The following is a 19,280-nucleotide window of genomic DNA, read 5'->3' as shown; positions in this document are numbered from 1 at the left end:
ACAGGGAGTGTGGTATGGGAGAAGCATTCTGGGCGGCAAGGGAAGGCGACGCGCTGCTGCATACGTCCTTTCTGGCAGATCTGGTGGGCAGTGCGCTGGAATTCGCCATCAATGCGGTTATTGATTTTGCGGCACTGGCTGTTGTGGCGCTGGCGACGGGGGCTACGGTGGCAACGCTGGGATGCAGCGCTGTATTACTTGTGGGGACCGTGGTCGGCGCGACGATGTTGCTGAGTGGCGCCGGGGAGAAAATCAGTAAAGCCTGTGAAGACATAGCCAACAGCCTTTTTCCGCCGAAAATTGAGGGATATATCCTGACCGGCTCAGGCGATACCCGGATTAACAGCAAACGGGCGGCGCGGGCGGCGGCAACGGCATTATCACGCCATGATGTAGAAACCCTGGATGCGCAGGCGCAGGCAGAGGCAGAAGAAGAAAAACGCAGGCAGGACGCCAAATCAATGTGGGATGTGGCCGGGGAATATCTGGATGCAGTAAAAGGCCGGGCAGAGAATATGGCTAAGGGCGTCGTTTCCGTGGTGAGCCGGATGGGATCAGCGGAAGGATGGGCCTCGCTGGGAAATGATGCTCTGGCAGAGGCGGGCGATATGCTTTCCGACACGGGCCACTTTATTTCAGAGATGTGGCAGCCCACGGTGGCAACGGCATATCCGGGGTCTGACCCGAAACAGGATGATAAAATCGACTGCCACAAACATCCCTCTTCATTCACCCAGTTTATGGCACAGAAACTGCAGGCGCTGACGGATGACCCGGTGGGGACGGTACTGGGGGCGATGAACACTTTCGATGTGCTGGAAGCCGGTTTTCAGGCGGCAAGCGCGCTTATCGGCAGCGTGTCGAACCTGTTCAAAGGCGACGATGAGCCGCCCGCAGCAGAATATATCGCCGAAGGGACGCGGGATGTGCGTATCAACAGCCAGCCTGCGGCGCGCAGCGGGGTACGCTGTACCTGCGAGGCAAAAGTGGTGGATGAGCCTGAGAACGGCGTACATGTATCCGGTGATGTACGTATCGGCGGGCCGCTTCTGGTGGTACGGGATATCAAAAGCGGTAAGTCACAAATAACCCTGGTGACCACCATTGCGCTGACGTTCATGCAGCCCGGACGGGCGTCAGCTAAAAGTGCCTGCTTTATGATGGGATTGGGCATTAACATGATGGTTCAGAAGGCGGGGAGTGCGCTGAACCGCCCGGTAAACGCCGCCACCGGAGCCAAGTACCTGGCAGGCGATGATGACGTTGATTTCAGTCTGCCCGGCCACTTCCCGCTGGAGTGGCAGCGGACCTACAGCAGCCGTGATGAACGGACGGAGGGGATGTTCGGGCGGGGCTGGAGCGTGCTGTATGAAGTGTGCCTGGAGCGTACGCCGGACAACCCGGATGAAAAATGCATGACGTATGTATCCCCAATGGGACGGCGAATTGACCTGCAGGCGGTGGAGCCGGGGAGCGGTTTTTACAGCCCCGGCGAGGGGCTGGCAGTGCGGCGCAGCGAACAGGGCCACTGGCTTATCAGCAGTGATGACGGCGTGTACAGGCTGTTTGAAGCGGACCCGTTCAGCCCACAGCGTCGGCGGCTGAAAATGCTGGGCGACCGCAACAGTAACTGCCAGCACCTGACCTACGACAACCACGGGCGTCTGGTGGAAATCAGCGGCGATCGGCAGCGCCCCTGCATCCGGCTGCACTATGAGCTGGCAGCGCACCCGCAGCGCGTGACGCGCATCTTCCGCCATCACCCGGAAGGGGAGCCGGAGCTGCTGCGGCGTTACCGCTACGATGAGGCGGGGCGGCTGAACGGGGTGGTGGACAACGCAGGTCAGTATCAGCGCGAGTTTGCGTACGACGACAACGACTGCATGACGATGCACCGGGAGCCGGGCGGCGAACGGTATTACTACACCTGGGCGTGGTTTGAAGGCCCGGACGATGCGGCGTGGCGGGTGACGGGCCATCATACGGACAGCGGCGAGCAGTACCGTCTGGACTGGAATCTGGCAGAACGTTCGCTGTGCGTGACGGATAGTCTGGGGCGTACGCGCTGCCACTGGTGGGATGCGCAGGGCCTGGTGACGGCGTACCGGGATGAGGCCGGGCAGATGACCACTTTCCGCTGGAGCGATGAAGAGCGGTTACTGCTGGGGATGACGGACGCGCAGGGCGGCAAATGGCGTTATGTTTATGACCGTCTCGGCCACCTGACGGAGACGCATGACCCGCTGGGCCGGGTTGAGCAGACGCAGTGGCATCCGGTGTGGCACCAGCCGGAAACGGAGGTGGATGCCGCGGGGGCGGCGTGGCGTTATGAGTATGATGAGCGGGGCAACCTGCAGGCGGTCATCGACCCGCTGCACCAGCGCACGGTATACGGGTATGACCGGCACGGCCAGGTGGTGCGGATAACCGACGCGCGGGGCGGAGATAAATACCTGCAGTGGAACGAAGACGGGCAGCTTATGCGCCACACGGACTGTTCTGGCTCGCAGACGGCATGGTTTTATGATGAACGCACGCGGCTGGAAAGGGTGACGGACGCGGAGAGTAACAGTACGCGTTACAGCTATGACGGCAACGGACATCTGACGGAGGTCATGTTCGCGGACGGGCGTACGGAGCGTTACCAGCCGGATGCGGCGGGACGGCTGGTGAAATACACCAGCCCGGCAGGGCAGATAACACGCTGGCAGCGGGACGGCCAGGGGCGGGTGCGCAGGCAGACGGATGCGACGGGTCGCAGAACGGCGTATGAGTACGACGCTTACGGGCGGCTGACCACGCTCACGAACGAGAACGGGGAAAGCTACCGGTTCCGGTACGATGTTCTGGACCGGGTGACGGAACAGACGGACCCCGGCGGCAGCCGCCGGGTATACGGGTATAACGCGCTGAATGCGGTGACGGCAGTGATATACGGCGGGGAGCGCGGGGGCGAAATCCGCCACGGTCTGGAGCGTGATGCGGCGGGGAGGCTGACGGCGAAAATCACGCCGGAGACGCGCACGAAATACCGGTACGACGCGGCGGACCGTCTGCTGGAAATCCGCCGCAGGCAGCATGATGCGGCGGAAGGCGGAGAGCCGGAAGTTATCCGGTTCAGCTACGACAGTGCGGGTAACCTGCTGAGCGAGGAGACGGCGCAGGGCGTGCTGCAGCACCGGTACGATGTTCAGGGCAACCGCACAGAAACGCAGATGCCGGACGGGCGGACGCTGCGGTACCTGTACTACGGGAGCGGCCATCTCCAGCAAATCAACCTGGGGCGTGATGTCATCAGCGAGTTCACGCGCGACCACCTGCACCGTGAGGTGCAGCGGAGCCAGGGGCGGCTGGACACGCGGCGGATGTACGACCGGACGGGCCGGTTAACGCGGAAACTGACCTGTAAAGGAATGCGCGGTGTGGTGCCGGAGACGTTTATTGACCGGGAATATGCGTACAGCGGCCAGGACGAGCTGCTGAAAAAGCGGCACAGCCGGCAGGGGGTGACGGATTATTTTTACGACACGACGGGGCGCATCACGGCGTGCCGGAATGAGGCATACCTGGACAGCTGGCAGTACGACGCGGCGGCGAACCTGCTGGACAGGCGGCAGGGAGAGACCGCGCAGGCGGGTGCAGGCAGCGTGGTGCCGTTCAACCGGATAACGTCATACCGTGGGCTGCATTACCGTTACGATGAATATGGCCGGGTGGTGGAAAAGCGGGGCCGCAACGGCACGCAGCACTACCGCTGGGACGCGGAGCACCGGCTGACGGAAGTGGAGGTCACCCGGGGGGACACCGTACGGCGTTACGGGTACGTGTACGACGCGCCGGGCAGGCGGGTGGAGAAGCACGAACTGGACGCGGAAGGAAAGCCGTATAACCGGACGACGTTTTTATGGGACGGAATGCGGCTGGCGCAGGAGTGCAGGCTGGGAAGAAGCAGCAGCCTGTATATCTACAGCGACCAGGGGAGCCACGAGCCGCTGGCGCGGGTGGACAGGGCGGCGCCGGGCGAAGCGGATGAGGTGCTGTATTACCATACGGACGTAAACGGCGCGCCGGAGGAGATGACGGACGGCGGGGGCAATATTGTCTGGGAAGCGGGCTATCAGGTATGGGGGAACCTGACGCATGAAAAAGAAACCCGGCCCGTACAGCAGAACCTGCGTTTCCAGGGGCAATATCTGGACAGGGAAACGGGGCTGCATTACAATTTGTACAGATTTTATGATCCGGATATCGGGAAGTTTATATCGGGCGATCCAATCTCGCTGAAGGGTGGAATAAACTTATATACGTATGCGCCGAATCCTCTGTCATGGATCGATCCTTTAGGTCTTAAATGTGGATCTTCGTATGAGCAGGCCAGAAATAAAGCCCTCAAATGGTTAGAAGAACGTGGATTTAAAGCGGAGAGAGTTAATATAGGTAAGTTCGGTTCGACAAGAGGAAAACCTGTAGGAATGACAACCGCCGATGGCAAAACAGGATTTAGGATCGAATATGATGAACGAAGTGGTGCCCATATTAATGTCTTCAGTGGAAAGGATAAAGGCGAACATTTCTTATTTGATGCAAGTGAATCTATCGTAACAAAACTCCAAAAATTATTTGATCTTCCATCCAAACCTCAAAGGCCAATATCATGACTCTTGATGATGAAATAAAAGAGAAAATATTACAGCTATCTGATTCACTCTTAATCATTGATAGCTGGAGTTTTATCGCTGATGAGTTATCAGACTCTTTTGAATGGATAGGTTCAAAAATTAACTGGTCAAAGACCAGTAAGCATGAAAGTCTGAATTTAAAAGGTAATTATTTCGATTGGATTGATCAAATAAATAACTTTATCCATGCCAATAACATTGATAGTGAAATTTTACATAGCGATAATATTTATTATATAAATGATTCATCATTGGATTTCTCAGTTTCTATTAAACCAAAACAATTTTATCAATTTTTAAAGATGGCTATTAACAATATCCCTCAGCATCATTATTTCTTCAATAGAGAAAAAAAATGGTGTATTGTAATAAGCTCTGAGGGCTATATCGATTTTGGTTTTTCAGTATCAGATAAGATATAATGACAGCCGGGAGGATATTTATATCTTCCCGGCTTTTTGTTTATTTAATCCCCGGTCAGTCCACTAAACAATCACGTCCCACATCCCCTTAACTACCTGTTCAGCCTGATAAAGCTGTTCGCACAGCTTCTGCACCTCGTTACCGTCCGCCATTAGCACAATACACCCGTCCGAAATCTTCACCGTCACGCTGCGCCCGGTCTCAAATCCCGCTTCTTCCTGGCAGTCGCCGCTGGGGATTTGTGAGTAACAGGCGGTCATGCAGGTTTCGCTGTTGATGTGGCGGACGCTGACGCCGGAGGCATTCATATTTGCTGACTAAATAAATTCTTATTTATCCGCCGGATGCTGGCTGATTGTGGAGCTCAGGGTGAGTGAGTATGGGCGCGACATCCTGGCACTGCGCCCCCCTCTCCCCGGCCAGCACCGGGCGGTGATGAGCAACCGGCTGCCGGGGCCGTATTTTGACGATGAAACGGGCCTGCATTAAAATCTGTTCAGATATTATGCACCGGAGTGTGGCAGGTTCGTCAGTCAGGCCCGACAGGGCTGAAAGGGGGATTAAATCCTTACCACTATCCGTTGAATCCCGTCACAGATACAGATCCGCTGGGATTGTTTACATGTGAATTATGTAGTCGCATGATAGATGAGACTAATAATAGTCTGGATAATCTTCCATTTAATCCGGCAAAAATGTTAACGGCTAGTTTAAATACGGCTAATTCTGCAAGATTGCACACAAGTGGGGTAACCAAACTCGGGATAGGTATTGCTGCTGATGGATTTATTATATTGTCTCCAGTGGGCAATGTCTCTCTGGCATGGGGGGAATATCAAATTAGCAACTGCTTCATATAACAGGGCAAATTTATGATTATCAGAATCACTTAATGAAACCGACAAGGATAGGTGCTGCAAAAATTTATTAGGTGTATTGCCTTATAGTGAACAGTTTGACGATCCAGATGAGCCATCAATTAGCGATGTGTATAAAGAGAAATTCCATAACATGATGGATTCTCCAATGAATTTAATCAAAGAGATAGGGACATTGATGTTTGATGAATATGATTAATAAAATATCCATGTTGATCTTTATTATTGGAAGTATAATCGCGATAATATGGATATTATATGCCACTTTATCGAAAAGAGGGATGTTTAGAGATAATCTTAAAAAAATAATCAAGATAATATGTGATTTATTTTGGGGGATAGGCTGATAACTCTGAGTAAAGAATATAAGAGACTGTACATGAAATTATTAATCATTCGTTGAATAAAAGCCGGGAAATCATTATAGGCGGATAACCGCATCACGGAAGATATGCAGTAACTGTACCGGTATGACTGTTACGGGAGGCTGACGCCAGAGCAGATGGCGGGGCAATTGGAGCCGGAGTACACACCCCAAAGGAAAGAGAGGTTTGTGCGTATTATTCATTGTGTGATCATAGCGGTACAGGTACTTCTGCTGGTTTGTTATTCACAATATCAGCCCCTGATGCTGATTTATTACCAGGAATATCAGAGTCTGGAGGGGATTCTTATGGAGGCACTTCTTGCGGGAATGGCTTATACAGATGCTTGTGATCAAACTGATAGTTATAAATATACAAAAGGTGTGAGTATGGGACCCGGATTTGGAGACTAGGGGGAACTCACATGCTCCCGGCATTCGAGGTGTCTATCGGAAATTTTCGATCTGATGGATAAGGAATATGATTGGTTATCAGGTGAATTCAAGTGAAAAGAAATAGATTTTTTCTATCGTTACTATTTATGGTGTTGATTGTGTTGTTCGTTATTCTATTTTTTACATGGTTAGGTAGAGAGAATATTAAAAATGATAGCGCTATTCGAGAAGTTGCGAAAGAAGAAGTTGATAAGTTTTTTTCTCTTTATAATAAAGGGGAGTATGCTGAGATATATGATTTGTCATGTGACTCTTTCAAAAATGCCACTGCGAGAAAAGATTTTTTAACAGTTATGGGAACTAAAATGAAAATACTCGGTGAATTTAAAGGGCGAAAACTTCAATATAGTAATGTCATTAATTCAAAATCCGTGGAGTTATATTATAGAGTGGACTATATTAACTATTCTTTAATTGAAGAATTTAACTATATTAAAAATGATGGACAAAAAATATGCTTGCAAGCAATGTTTACGGATGATGCGGGGAAACATGGGGAGGTAATTAAATTACATTAACGTGTGATAACTCCAGTTAGAGCCTATCCCAATGCGATGAAGAATTGGGGCTGTATTATAACTAGCACCGTTCTATAATCCGGGACTGGGAAGGTATATTACGCAGATCCAATAGGGCTGAAAGGGGGATGGAACCGATATCATTCTCCGCTGAATCCTATTACAGATAGTGATCCTCTTGGCCTTATTACTTGTGGTGCTGATAGAGGTGATTCTGGCAAGTTATTAAGATGAAAAATGGTTGAAAATAATTGCATTAGTGAATGCTTATTTACGTCTTTACCTACAAAAAGTAACGGATTTGCCTTCTGGAGTTGTGTTAACGAATGCAAATAAAATCAAGGCTGTTGATGTTTTTACTACAGGAATAAGTATGGTTAACGATAAGGATACAGCTATATTAATTAGTGATTTAATGTTGAGATTCGGTAAGGGACTTGATGAATCTGTTGCTGTTGTTCAGTCCCGTTGTGATGAGGATGAATTTAAGGTATATCGAGAAGCGGTTGGTTTTATCATGGGTGAAATGCTTATTAAAATAATGAATCCATTATATGAAAAACATCCAGAAATAAAACCAAAAGGATTGAAATAAAACATCTGGAGCCGGATGGATAATATGTAAAAGCCGGAGGGTTATCTTTTCCCGGCTTTTTATTATCAATTACTCATTAACTCCTGTTCCGTTCTTTTGCGTTTAATCACCGGAATATCTCCGGTATTGTTCAGCGCCCCCAGGAGTTTTTTTAACCACTGTTCTGCACTCCGTTTATTAATGCGGGTTACGCCCATCCCTTCAATACAGACAAAGAGTCCGCGGGTATGCTGCGGCGTGATCACGATGCAATCCCTCATTACCCGCACCTTGACGGGCATCCCGTTAATAAACCCCGCCTGCGGCATCCATTCACCGTACAAACGAACTGAAAGTCTCTCAACGCGTGAGTATGTAAGTATCCCGCATAATCGAGCCATTCACATTTAGAGATCATCCGACATAATCAATCTGCCAACGCAGGAGATCGCTATGCGTAAAGCCCGTATTACTGCGCACCAGATCATCGCTGTGATTAGATCAGTCGAATCCGGACGGACTGTTAAAGATGTCTACCGGGAGGCCGGTATTTCTGAAGCCACCAGGGACAACTGGAGGTCTGGATACGGCGGCAGGGATACGCGTGGAATCACAAAAGGCTCCACCGTATTTACTGTCTGCTCAAGCTGAATTTTCGCCGTAAGGGTAAACAACGGCTGCCGGTACGCAATCCCTCGCCACTGGTCACGCCGGAAGCGCTGAACCAGAGCTGGTCTGTGGGCGTCGTTTTCGCACGTTCAATGTTGTTGATGACTGTAATCGTGAAGCGTTGTCGATTGAAATCGATCTGAATCTGCCAGCTCTGCGAGTGGTCCGTGTACTCGACAGGATTACAGCAACCGCGGTTATCCGGCCATGCTGCGTATGGATAAGGGACCGGAATTTATCTCGCTGGCACTGGCTGAATGGGCAAAGAAACATGCAGTAAAGCTGGCGTTTATCCAGCCGGGTAAGCCGAAGAAAAACGTTTTCATCACGCGCTTTAACCGGACATACCGTACAGAAATACTCAATTCTTATCTGTTCAGAACGCTGAATGAGGTGCGGGAAATTGCGGATAAAGGTTTATCAGAATATAACTGCGAACGTCCATATGAATCGCGGAACAATATGATGCCGGAGGAATACCGCCAATAACGTTATCTGGCCGGAATCTTAAAAATGCATGGAACTAAAACGGGTCTATTTACAGGGGCACCTGCGATGAATTTCGCTGCACTGAAAAGCGATACCGGATGAGAGCTGCTTCAAATTAATGTGCCATGTTCACGGGGAGGTGGTGCGACGTTTGCATAATCCAGCAAGAAATGAAAGGAAGGGGAGAGCTTTTTCATGCCTGTATAATCAGTCTGACCTGTGTCAGTCAGCTCTTAGTGTTGAGACTCTCGTTGGAGCGTTATAATTGCTTTTCCGTTTCGGAAAACAAGATTTTCCATTAAAGATCTTCCCTGCGAGGAAAAGTTAACTAATAATCTTACCGTCGAGTTAGGAGATGTATGTTTAAATATAAACAATGTTGCAACGATGCCTGATAATTATCCTCTCTTCGAAGATAAGTTTCCCACACCCAGTGTGGTGGGTGTCATTGTAATGTTATCACTTGAATGTAAATGGAAGGTATAATTGCTTTTTGACTAGTATTCTATTCCACCCTGACAACACGATGTTAACATCAACACTGTTTATATTGGCAATAACGCAATTTTTTTCAGATTAAGAGGTGCTCTGATATATAGATTTTTATAACATTACTTATTTGAATTGGTAACAAATACCAATAAGTACAAGCTGTTATTACCAGCCACGGATTTTTCCATACGGTAAGATTTGGTATGGCGTTATGTATTCTGGATGTGCTGGATTATTTTAATTTGGTTAAAAAAAAGGTGGTTATTCAAATGAAAAGCATAAAAAAATTGATTATCGCAAGTGCGTTGAGCATGATGGCTGCTAGTTGTTATGCTGGCTCATTTTTGCCGAACACAGAGCAACAGAAATCAGCGAATATTAACTTTGCCGCTCCCGAACATTTAACCGTATCGTTTGATCAAGTGCCGGGCTTAATGGCTGGGGATGAGCCTACAAATATGGCTATTGCGAAGCTTACAGTTGATTCTACTTCTGTTCAAAATTTCGGGGCCAGGGGGGTTTCTGGCGAGCTAATGGACAATGCTGGCAGTGTATGGAAAATAACTGGTAAAAATAATAGTGGCAACTCAATCGTTGTGGGCTTCTCAACTAAGAGTGTGGCCAATAGTCTGGGCAAGCAAACGTGGAATGGGAGAGACTGGTTCATCTTTGGTACCAATGACCCACTTTATATTACTATGATGGGGCAGCAGAATGTCTCACCTGATACGTACCCAGTGACTGTAGACGTAGTGGGATATCAGCCTTAATAGTAAACAACTATTAGTGTATTGCGCCTTGTTTAAGGCGTAATACACATCAAATTTTTCGTTTTTCTTTTACAATTTTTGATATGAAAACAATTAATTTTGTTTTAATGGCGGTAGCTTTGTTCGCCTCTAATTCTATGGTTTCAGTATATGCCGCCAGGCAGCAATTAAATTCAGCCACTAAATCATTCAGCGTGAAGCTGGGAGCTACACGTGTGATTTATCACGCTGGTACACCCGGCGCGACGCTCTCGGTGAGCAACCCGCAGGATTACCCTATTTTGGTTCAGTCTTCAGTCAAAGCAGAAGACAAAAATTCGCCAGCCCCCTTTATGGTGATGCCGCCTCTATTTCGTTTAGAAGCGAACCAGCAGAGTCAACTGCGTATTATCCGTACTGGTGGTGACATGCCAACGGATCGTGAGACTTTACAGTGGGTCTGTATAAAGGCGGTACCACCCGAAAATGAACCGTCGGATACACAGGCTAAGGGCGCGACCCTTGACCTCAATTTGTCCATCAGCACCTGTGACAAGCTGATTTTCCGCCCGGATGCCGTGAAGGGGACGCCGGAAGATGTTGCAGGAAATTTAAGATGGGTGGAGACGGGCAACAAACTTAAGGTAGAGAACCCCACCCCGTTTTACATGAATTTAGCCTCTGTCACAGTAGGGGGAAAGCCCATTACAGGGCTTGAGTATGTCCCCCCCTTTGCTGACAAAACACTAAATATGCCAGGGGGCACTCGTGGTGATGTCGAGTGGAAAATTATTACAGACTTAGGTGGTGAAAGTCATCCGTTCCACTACGTTTTTAAATAAATTCAAGGATTTAGCGGCAGAAAATGAAGTTCAAACAACCTGCCTTGCTACTGTTCATCGCGGGAGTGGTTCATTGCGCAAATGCGCACGCTTACACATTCGATGCATCAATGTTGGGCGATGCAGCGAAAGGGGTTGATATGTCGCTCTTTAACCAGGGGGTACAACAGCCAGGGACTTATCGAGTGGACGTGATGGTGAATGGTAAACGTGTCGACACCCGTGATGTGGTGTTCAAATTGGAAAAGGATGGGCAAGGAACGCCTTTTCTGGCTCCTTGTTTGACGGTCAGTCAGCTTTCACGCTACGGCGTAAAAACGGAAGATTACCCTCAGTTGTGGAAAGCAGCAAAGACCCCAGATGAGTGTGCGGATCTGAGCGCCATTCCACAGGCTAAAGCGGTACTGGATATCAATAATCAGCAACTGCAACTGAGTATTCCTCAGGTGGCGTTGCGTCCGGAATTTAAGGGGATCGCTCCTGAAGATCTCTGGGATGATGGTATTCCGGCGTTTCTGATGAACTACAGTGCGAGGACAACGCAGACGGATTACAAAATGGATATGGAGAGGCGTGACAACTCTTCCTGGGTACAACTGCAACCGGGAATCAATATAGGTGCGTGGCGTGTCCGCAATGCGACCAGCTGGCAGCGGAGTAGTCAACTGTCGGGGAAGTGGCAGGCAGCATATACCTATGCTGAGCGTGGACTGTACTCACTAAAAAGTCGTTTGACTCTGGGGCAAAAGACTTCGCAGGGGGAGATATTTGATAGTGTGCCATTTACCGGTGTGATGTTGGCATCGGATGACAACATGGTGCCCTACAGTGAGCGGCAGTTTGCTCCGGTAGTGCGTGGGATTGCCCGCACGCAGGCTCGGGTGGAGGTCAAACAGAATGGTTACACCATTTACAACACCACCGTGGCGCCCGGACCGTTTGCACTGCGGGATCTGTCGGTAGCAGACAGTAGTGGTGATCTGCATGTCACCGTGTGGGAGGCCGATGGCAGTACACAAATGTTTGTGGTGCCGTATCAGACCCCGGCGATAGCACTGCACCAGGGATATTTGAAGTACAGCCTGTTGGCGGGCCGATACCGATCGTCAGACTCTGCAACGGATAAGGCGCAGATCGCGCAGGCTACGTTGATGTATGGTCTGCCGTGGAATCTCACTGCATACGGCGGTATACAGAGTGCAACGCACTATCAAGCTGCATTGCTTGGTTTGGGGGGATCTCTCGGGCGGTGGGGGAGTTTATCTGTCGATGGAAGCGACACACACAGTCAGCGTCAGGGGGAGGCGGTACAGCAAGGAGCCTCCTGGCGACTGCGTTACAGCAACCAGCTGACTGCGACGGGGACAAATTTTTTTCTGACGAGATGGCAGTATGCCTCGCAGGGCTATAACACCCTATCCGATGTGCTCGACAGTTATCGACATGATGGCAACCGTCTATGGTCGTGGCGAGATAATTTGCAGCCGAGCTCGCGTACTACCCTGATGTTGAGTCAGTCATGGGGGAGGCATTTGGGCAATCTGAGTTTAACCGGTTCCCGTACCGACTGGCGTAATCGCCCCGGTCATGATGACAGCTACGGACTGAGTTGGGGAACCTCTATCGGAGGGGGCTCGCTGTCATTGAACTGGAATCAAAACAGGACGCTGTGGCGCAATGGCGCGCACCGTAAAGAGAACATAACCAGCCTGTGGTTCAGTATGCCATTAAGCCGCTGGACGGGGAATAATGTAAGTGCTAGTTGGCAGATGACTTCACCATCACACGGTGGTCAGACGCAACAAGTGGGGGTCAACGGAGAGGCATTCAGTCAGCAACTGGATTGGGAGGTGCGTCAGAGTTACCGTGCCGATGCCCCGCCAGGTGGTGGTAATAACAGCGCATTGCACTTGGCATGGAATGGGGATTACGGCCTGTTAGGTGGTGACTATAGCTACAGCCGGGCGATGCGCCAGATGGGAGTCAATATCGCGGGAGGTATAGTTATCCACCATCATGGTGTGACGCTGGGGCAACCTTTGCAAGGCTCAGTGGCGCTGGTTGAGGCGCCAGGGGCCTCGGGGGTGCCAGTTGGCGGCTGGCCTGGCGTTAAGACGGATTTTCGTGGCGACACTACAGTGGGCAACCTGAGCGTCTATCAGGAGAATACAGTCAGCCTCGATCCGTCGCGACTACCGGATGACGCAGAGGTCACACAAACCGATGTGCGCGTGGTGCCAACCGAAGGGGCGGTGGTGGAAGCGAAGTTTCACACTCGCATCGGGGCCAGGGCACTGATGACGCTGAAACGGGAAGATGGTAGCGCCATTCCTTTCGGGGCGCAGGTTACAGTCAATGGGCAGGATGGCAGTGCTGCTCTGGTGGATACTGATAGCCAGGTTTATCTCACTGGTTTGGCGGATAAGGGCGAACTGACGGTGAAATGGGGAGCACAGCAATGTCGGGTTAACTACCAGCTACCTGCCCACAAGGGAATCGCGGGCTTGTATCAAATGAGCGGTCTCTGCAGATAGCCGATTCTGAAGGAGAGAACAATGTGGATGAAAATACAGCGAGTGAAAACGGTTATCTATAGCGTAACCTTACTGGTTGCTGCCAGTAGCTTGATGCCGATAGCGAACGCCGCAGAAAAACTTCAGACAACGCTACGTGTAGGGGCTTACTTTCGGGCCGGGCATGTGCCAGATGGGATGGTGCTTGCGCAAGGCTGGGTGACTTATCACGGCAGCCACAGCGGGTTTCGGGTATGGAGCGATGAGCAAAAGGCGGGTAACACGCCTACCGTATTGTTGCTGAGCGGGCAACAGGATCCTCGCCATCACATTCAGGTTCGCCTGGAGGGCGAGGGATGGCAACCAGATACAGTGAATGGTCGTGGCGCCATTTTAAGAACCGCTGCAGATAACGCCAGTTTCAGTGTGGTCGTTGATGGCAATCAGGAAGTGCCTGCGGACACCTGGACGCTGGATTTTAAGGCCTGTGCATTGGCGCAGGAGGATACGTAGCAGTCTGTTCCACTCATACTTCCTGTATCAGTGAATAAGGCGAATACTGTATATCAGGTTCGAGGATGTATTGAAAATTTACTCAAGGCAAATATGGTTAGCAATCTTCATTGCAGAAAAATCAATTGCTGATTGATTTTAAAATCTGAAATTCATCTTTTTTTGTAGGGAGAGGAATATTATGTTTCGTAAAATAATTTAACGGACACTGATGCCTTTATTATTTTCTGTTTTGTGGATTTGTTTGATTCACTCTTTTGTGAGCGGGGCTTTATAAGCCCTTAGTATAAGGTTTGTTTATCTGTCAGGTATTCATATGTGATATTTAAGATTTTATGTTTAGGGGGCTTTTTCTTGTCCCCTCAGGCGTAAAAATAATTTATTTTTTACATAAAGGAATAAAGCATATGTCTTATGCACGACATTTACCGGTATTAATGTATCACCATGTCAGTGATAAACCCGGACAGATAACCTTATCTCCCCGTACGTTCCGGGCGCAGATGAAATGGCTGGCTGAATCTGGCTGGAAAACCGTTACTGCTGCAGAGGTGGAAGCTTTTTATCATGGTGCAAGATTGCCTCGTAAAAGCGTCATGCTGACCTTTGATGGCGGCTGGCTGGATAACTGGTTGCAGGTTTTTCCGGTGCTGCAGGAGTTTAATCTGCATGCGCATCTCTTTCTTGTGACCAGTTTGATCAGTGACGGACCGGTCCGTATTCCTGCAGGCGAACTGGTGTACTCTCATGATGAGTGTCAGATGCTGGTTAAACAAGGCCGGGCTGATGAGGTCATGCTGCGCTGGTCAGAGGTCCGGGAGATGCACCTCAGTGGCCTTGTTGAGTTTCACTCGCACACGCACACCCACCGACGCTGGGACCAGAAACCTGTGTCCCGTAATCCGTCGGATTTGCTTCGTGTCGATATTCTTCTTAGTCGTAAGCGGATGAGGGAGATGCTGGGTTACTGCAGTCAGCATCTGTGCTGGCCTGAGGGCTGGTATTGTTCTGACTATATTCATGTGGCTGAAGAGCTGGGGTTCACATACCTGTATACCACAGAAAGGCGTATGAACAATCCAGTCATCGGTTCACAGCGTATTGGTCGTATCAACACAAAGGAGCGAAAGAATGTGGGCTGGCTGAAACGTCGTCTGTTTTATCACACCACGCCCGGATTTTCTTCGCTGCTGGCCCGGCATAAGGGGGCACGTCGGATAGCTGACTGAGCCGGAGACCAGGATGAAAGTGCTGCATACCGAATCCTCCCCCATCATCGGCGGGCAGGGGTTGTAGGCTATATCCCAAATGATGGTGCTGATTTTGAGCAGAAATAAGATAACACCGGAGGCCGTGATAGACCCGGTTGCGCAGAATCTGGAGGCAGCAGGTCACTGGCGCAGGGCTTCTACCCGCTGGCTTTTGGTCATGGGAGATTTTGAATGTACAGAGGCCCAGCGGGAGTGGTTGTTGTTGCGCCGGAATTATTGCCTTGCGCAGATATCTTCCCCTGGCGCCAGTAAAGCTGGATATCAGCGACGTGACGAAATGAGAGGAGCCTGCACATAGGTTTATGTTTTGAGTAAGCGTCTTATTTAAACCGTCTGTTCTGTTTCCTCCACTTTCACAAATAATATCGAGCCGGGTGGGGGGTATGCAAGTAAGAATAATCTGGCGATGTTTTGCTTGTTTCCACGGGATACTTTGTTAGGTGAACGATGCAATTAATGCGCTCCAGACTGCGTCACAGAAAAGGAGAATGCCTTTGCAGAACGGGCGCATGACAATGAACCACTTTATTATTGGTATCTGGTTCGGCGACAACCTTGACGATCACTTCTGAGATAGGGTATTTACACTGAGTGGTAAACAGGTTCAATTAGTAACCGGAGATGGATGCAAAATCATGATCGATTCAGATGCTATTTTGCAGCCAATAGATTTTTTATTATGATGATATCAAGGACATTGAGGCACACAATGGCGCATCAGTAAGTCGTTGATAGCTCCTTTAATATAAGAATTTCTTTTATCAACGGAAGATAATGATGGAACTGATCAATAATCGTGGTATGCGAGACTGGATGATATTTATTAAAGTGGCGGAAGTAGGGAATCTTTCCCGGGCTGCACGGGAATTAGATATTAGCATTTCTGCTGTCAGCAAATCGCTTAGTCGCCTTGAGAATTCTATTGAGGTTACTTTACTTCGGCGCGATGCACATCACTTAGAACTGACTGGAGCTGGTCAGACAGCCTATGCAAGCATGAAAAGGATAACATCTTCCTTTCAGTCCTTGCTGGATGAATTGCGAAATCCGGATAAAATTATCAGAGGGAGTATAAAATTTTCGGCTCCGGCTATTGTCTGTGAGTTTCTTGCCAATAAGTGGATATGGGAATTTACAGCTAGCTATCCGGATACAAAAATCTACCTGGATTCACGAGAGCGTAGCGATTTTTTTAGTAAATCCCTGGAGTTTGATGAGCTGGTTTTTAAAAGTGGCATAATCGAAAGTGAGGATCTCGTGTATCGAAAGATAAGCCCTTTAAAGTTGGTTCTTTGTGCGAGTCCGAAATATATCAGAAAATATGGCAGGATCTCACACCCTGGCGATTTGGAAAATCACATTATTGTGGGTCTTCACAACCATGGTCTTTCCGGACCTCTTACTCTTTTCCGTCAAGATGAATCATACACTATTAGTGGCGCTGTTAATGTTCATTTATCTTCCAATAATCTTTTGAGTGTTCTTAATTTGGTTTTAGAAGGAAAGGGTATCAACCTCATGACTCCGGCCTGGCTTGCCACCAAATACTTAAAAAATAATGAACTTGAAATTATACTTCCTGAATGGAGGGTTCCAGATCTCCCCATTTATCTTGTATGGCGTCATCGTCAGTATTATTCTCCTTTATTTCAACGCTTTCTGTCTTTTATTGAAGATAAATGGAATAATCGCCCACAAATTGATTTTCTGAACGATGATTAACCCGTTTGGAATGGTTTTGATACGTTCCTGACTTAAACCCACATGATGATGACTGAATTGAGGCATCGAGATATGCGACTGGTCAGCCAGTCGTCTTTTGACGATGCCCAATACAAAACATGATGCCGACTGACGGAAATGATAATACCCGGAAACAGGACGGGGCTGTTTTTGGGCAGCCGGAAGTTAAGCCCATACCAGAAACGTTGCAGTGTACTGAAAAATGGCGCCAGGTTGCACCTGTTCAACGATTTTCTGAAGGCGCAGGAGTATTCATTACTGATATCCTCCATTGCGCCTTCGGGAACCCACAGGACCAGCTATTTTACCGATAGTGTTTAAAAGGCGTAAGTAATGCCGAGCATGAAGTCATTGGAGGCAGCCTTTGTGTCTGCATCATAAGCGGTATGTTCATCACCAGCATAGTGATTTTTTGAAATGCTTACTTTGCCTGCATTAATGTATTTATAACTGGCGTCAATCATAATATTATCTGTTACAGCATATTTGGCACCGATACCTGCGCCCCAGGCAAAGTTATTTTTTGAAGCAGACAGAGTTTCATTAATACCAAAACCAACAGGAATGGTGTTATTACTTAGCTTCACATGAGCGAGGCCAACGCCTGCGCTGATATAGGGTGTAAATGCCGTACTATTGTGAAAATCATAATAGCCATTAACCATGTAAGTGGTCATTCGGACCTGATTTTTTACATTTATGTGTACTGGCTGACCAAATGCAATAATATCCTGCCCGCCTTTAGCATCCGTCTCACCTCTGAAAGTGGTATCCAGTTCTAAACGTACTGGAAGCTGGAATGGATCATAAAAGTCATAACCGATAGCAACCCCGCCGCCAAAAACGCCTTTGGTACGGTCAGGTAACGTTGCATGACCATTGACTATCTTATCCTGGCTGAAGGTTGAGTTGATTCCATAGACATTTACTACGGATGTCCCCGCTTTCCCGGTGATATAGATCCCTTCTTTTGCTGATGCAGTAGCGGACCAGGCTACCACAAGGGGAATGATGCAGACTGCGAAAAAGTTTTTCATTTCAGAACCTGCCTTAATATTGGGCTAAAAGACAAGTTTCACGGTATAGGGTGTGATATAACGATTACATAAACGAAGCCCAAAAAACGGTCTATTGTAACGCTGGGTTTTCTGTAAGCGGGTAAAAAATGAGATGAAGATTTTAAATAACAATACGATAATCGTCGGTATGGAAATCCATCTCCTCGCCAAATTGCCCAACGTATGCCAGCCCCACGTACGGTTTCACTTCTATGTTATGTAACGGGTAGTGTGAGATAGAGCGATGCTGTAAGAAAAAGATGAAGATGAATTTGTACCCGACCTGGATAAAGCCCGTTATCCAGGAATAACGGGCAAAAATATTTACTCAAGTGCCTGGGCGAGATCTTGTTGTACCTGTTGACGCTGTTCTGGTGTTAAGACTTTGCTTAAATCAAAATAATATTTAACCCGATAATAGCGAGCCTGTTGTTCTATGTTACTGAAGGCTGCAAGCTGCTGTTTTACGGCGGCGTCATCCCATTTACCGGATTTAATCACCTCTATCAGCGCACCGTCTTTAATTCCCTTCATAGAAATCTGACTGACGTCGGTTTCCAGTTGTTGGTGAAGTTTTTTGATCCGGGTAATCTGATCGTTTGTCAGCTTCAGATGCTGGACAATAGGATCCTGGGCGGGCAGGGGAGGATTGGGAACAGCGGTGGCGAAAGCGCCAAAAGAAACGCCCGCCAGAGTCGCTGCCAGTAAAGTTGTGCGTACAAAGTTTTTCATGAAGATATCCTGATAAGGGAGTGATTAACCGTTTTTATTACCCACGAATGGCGAGCAATTATCTTAGAGCCTATCCCAGTAGGGCTATTTTACTTGCCATTTTGGACCTGGGCAGTGCTCGCCAAAACGCGTTAGCGTTTTGAACGCCGCTAGCGGCGGCCCGAAGGGCGAGCGTAGCGAGTCAAACCTCACGTACTACGTGTACGCTCCGGTTTTTGCGCGCTGTCCGTGTCCAAACTGGCTGCGCCAATAACGCCTAATGGGATAGGCTCTTAGTCAGAATACGTTGCCTGCCACATTACGCCACGCGAATTTGT

General features: G+C 48.9%; 15 protein-coding genes and 2 pseudogenes. 13 read left to right on the top strand and 4 right to left on the bottom strand.

Going from position 1 to position 19,280, the window contains the following annotated elements:
• Window positions 1-14 precede the first annotated feature (14 nt).
• Window positions 15-4,658, top strand: a complete 4,644-nt coding sequence (locus tag QEN32_RS17070) for an RHS repeat-associated core domain-containing protein (protein ID WP_265321865.1) — start codon at window positions 15-17, stop codon at window positions 4,656-4,658.
• On the top strand, window positions 4,655-5,101 hold the full coding sequence (locus QEN32_RS17065) for a hypothetical protein (RefSeq protein WP_000171103.1): 447 nt from the start codon (window positions 4,655-4,657) through the stop codon (window positions 5,099-5,101). The genes QEN32_RS17070 and QEN32_RS17065 overlap by 4 nt, the downstream gene beginning before the upstream one ends.
• A 63-nt stretch (window positions 5,102-5,164) precedes the next feature.
• Here QEN32_RS17065 and QEN32_RS17060 read toward each other — a convergent pair whose 3' ends face one another.
• Window positions 5,165-5,410, bottom strand: coding sequence for a hypothetical protein (locus QEN32_RS17060; RefSeq protein ID WP_000994223.1), 246 nt, complete (start codon window positions 5,408-5,410; stop codon window positions 5,165-5,167).
• A 1,440-nt stretch (window positions 5,411-6,850) separates the two neighbouring features.
• Between QEN32_RS17060 and QEN32_RS17055 the strand changes: the two genes are divergently transcribed.
• Together QEN32_RS17055 and QEN32_RS17050 are read left to right on the top strand one after the other, a co-directional pair.
• Window positions 6,851-7,318 carry a hypothetical protein gene (locus tag QEN32_RS17055; protein WP_000828176.1) on the top strand — a complete coding sequence of 156 codons (468 nt, stop codon included), beginning with the start codon at window positions 6,851-6,853 and terminating at the stop codon, window positions 7,316-7,318.
• A gap of 316 nt (window positions 7,319-7,634) precedes the next feature.
• Window positions 7,635-7,913: a hypothetical protein gene (locus QEN32_RS17050; RefSeq protein WP_077905245.1), complete on the top strand. Its 279-nt coding sequence runs from the start codon at window positions 7,635-7,637 to the stop codon at window positions 7,911-7,913.
• Window positions 7,914-7,978: 65 nt separating this feature from the next.
• Here QEN32_RS17050 and QEN32_RS17045 read toward each other — a convergent pair whose 3' ends face one another.
• A complete protein-coding gene (locus QEN32_RS17045; RefSeq protein ID WP_001539118.1) occupies window positions 7,979-8,293 on the bottom strand; it encodes a SymE family type I addiction module toxin in 315 nt (104 codons plus the stop codon).
• 52 nt (window positions 8,294-8,345) lie between these two features.
• Here QEN32_RS17045 and QEN32_RS17040 point away from each other — a divergent pair.
• From QEN32_RS17040 to QEN32_RS17000, 9 genes and pseudogenes are all read left to right on the top strand, one after another.
• Window positions 8,346-9,050: pseudogene (locus QEN32_RS17040) on the top strand (integrase core domain-containing protein).
• A 761-nt stretch (window positions 9,051-9,811) separates the two neighbouring features.
• A complete protein-coding gene (locus QEN32_RS17035; protein ID WP_265321986.1) occupies window positions 9,812-10,312 on the top strand; it encodes a pilus assembly protein in 501 nt (166 codons plus the stop codon).
• Window positions 10,313-10,395: 83 nt separating this feature from the next.
• Complete coding sequence (safB, locus tag QEN32_RS17030; RefSeq protein ID WP_024135809.1) at window positions 10,396-11,133, top strand: pili assembly chaperone SafB; 738 nt, start codon at window positions 10,396-10,398, stop codon at window positions 11,131-11,133.
• 23 nt (window positions 11,134-11,156) lie between these two features.
• Complete coding sequence (locus tag QEN32_RS17025) at window positions 11,157-13,667, top strand: fimbrial biogenesis outer membrane usher protein (protein ID WP_265321866.1); 2,511 nt, start codon at window positions 11,157-11,159, stop codon at window positions 13,665-13,667.
• Between the two features lie 21 nt (window positions 13,668-13,688).
• Window positions 13,689-14,159: an AfaD family invasin gene (gene afaD, locus QEN32_RS17020; protein ID WP_001616143.1), complete on the top strand. Its 471-nt coding sequence runs from the start codon at window positions 13,689-13,691 to the stop codon at window positions 14,157-14,159.
• A gap of 407 nt (window positions 14,160-14,566) precedes the next feature.
• Window positions 14,567-15,388: a polysaccharide deacetylase family protein gene (locus tag QEN32_RS17015; RefSeq protein WP_000119388.1), complete on the top strand. Its 822-nt coding sequence runs from the start codon at window positions 14,567-14,569 to the stop codon at window positions 15,386-15,388.
• An 82-nt stretch (window positions 15,389-15,470) separates the two neighbouring features.
• Window positions 15,471-15,711 (top strand): annotated as a pseudogene (locus tag QEN32_RS17010) (PerC family transcriptional regulator).
• A gap of 493 nt (window positions 15,712-16,204) precedes the next feature.
• Entirely contained in the window at window positions 16,205-17,152 is a 948-nt protein-coding gene (locus QEN32_RS17005) for a LysR substrate-binding domain-containing protein (RefSeq protein WP_000970298.1), read from the top strand.
• A gap of 119 nt (window positions 17,153-17,271) precedes the next feature.
• Window positions 17,272-17,487: a hypothetical protein gene (locus QEN32_RS17000; RefSeq protein WP_001575654.1), complete on the top strand. Its 216-nt coding sequence runs from the start codon at window positions 17,272-17,274 to the stop codon at window positions 17,485-17,487.
• A 3-nt stretch (window positions 17,488-17,490) separates the two neighbouring features.
• On the opposite strand, the gene pagN is transcribed toward QEN32_RS17000, so the two are convergent.
• Window positions 17,491-18,210 (bottom strand): adhesin/invasin protein PagN, encoded by a 720-nt coding sequence (gene pagN / locus QEN32_RS16995; protein WP_079950473.1) that lies wholly within the window; start codon window positions 18,208-18,210, stop codon window positions 17,491-17,493.
• Window positions 18,211-18,555: 345 nt separating this feature from the next.
• The gene (locus QEN32_RS16990; protein ID WP_000788200.1) at window positions 18,556-18,963 is read right to left on the bottom strand and encodes a Spy/CpxP family protein refolding chaperone; all 408 of its coding nucleotides are present in this window, start codon (window positions 18,961-18,963) and stop codon (window positions 18,556-18,558) included.
• Window positions 18,964-19,280 lie beyond the last annotated feature (317 nt).

Source organism: Salmonella sp. SA14318 (assembly GCF_029866905.1).
Lineage (GTDB): Bacteria > Pseudomonadota > Gammaproteobacteria > Enterobacterales > Enterobacteriaceae > Salmonella > Salmonella enterica.
The sequence above is the reverse complement of the archived record's forward strand: the minus strand, read 5'-3'. Positions and strand labels throughout refer to the sequence as shown.

Excerpts from the sequence above, each read along its gene's own strand:
- QEN32_RS17070 (WP_265321865.1), top strand. The coding sequence starts at position 15 with ATGGGAGAAGCATTCTGGGCGGCAAGGGAAGGCGACGCGCTGCTGCAT.
- QEN32_RS17065 (WP_000171103.1), top strand. The coding sequence starts at position 4,655 with ATGACTCTTGATGATGAAATAAAAGAGAAAATATTACAGCTATCTGAT.
- QEN32_RS17060 (WP_000994223.1), bottom strand. The coding sequence starts at position 5,410 with ATGAATGCCTCCGGCGTCAGCGTCCGCCACATCAACAGCGAAACCTGC.
- QEN32_RS17045 (WP_001539118.1), bottom strand. The coding sequence starts at position 8,293 with ATGGCTCGATTATGCGGGATACTTACATACTCACGCGTTGAGAGACTT.
- QEN32_RS17035 (WP_265321986.1), top strand. The coding sequence starts at position 9,812 with ATGAAAAGCATAAAAAAATTGATTATCGCAAGTGCGTTGAGCATGATG.
- safB (WP_024135809.1), top strand. The coding sequence starts at position 10,396 with ATGAAAACAATTAATTTTGTTTTAATGGCGGTAGCTTTGTTCGCCTCT.
- QEN32_RS17025 (WP_265321866.1), top strand. The coding sequence starts at position 11,157 with ATGAAGTTCAAACAACCTGCCTTGCTACTGTTCATCGCGGGAGTGGTT.
- afaD (WP_001616143.1), top strand. The coding sequence starts at position 13,689 with ATGTGGATGAAAATACAGCGAGTGAAAACGGTTATCTATAGCGTAACC.
- QEN32_RS17015 (WP_000119388.1), top strand. The coding sequence starts at position 14,567 with ATGTCTTATGCACGACATTTACCGGTATTAATGTATCACCATGTCAGT.
- QEN32_RS17005 (WP_000970298.1), top strand. The coding sequence starts at position 16,205 with ATGATGGAACTGATCAATAATCGTGGTATGCGAGACTGGATGATATTT.
- QEN32_RS17000 (WP_001575654.1), top strand. The coding sequence starts at position 17,272 with ATGATGCCGACTGACGGAAATGATAATACCCGGAAACAGGACGGGGCT.
- pagN (WP_079950473.1), bottom strand. The coding sequence starts at position 18,210 with ATGAAAAACTTTTTCGCAGTCTGCATCATTCCCCTTGTGGTAGCCTGG.
- QEN32_RS16990 (WP_000788200.1), bottom strand. The coding sequence starts at position 18,963 with ATGAAAAACTTTGTACGCACAACTTTACTGGCAGCGACTCTGGCGGGC.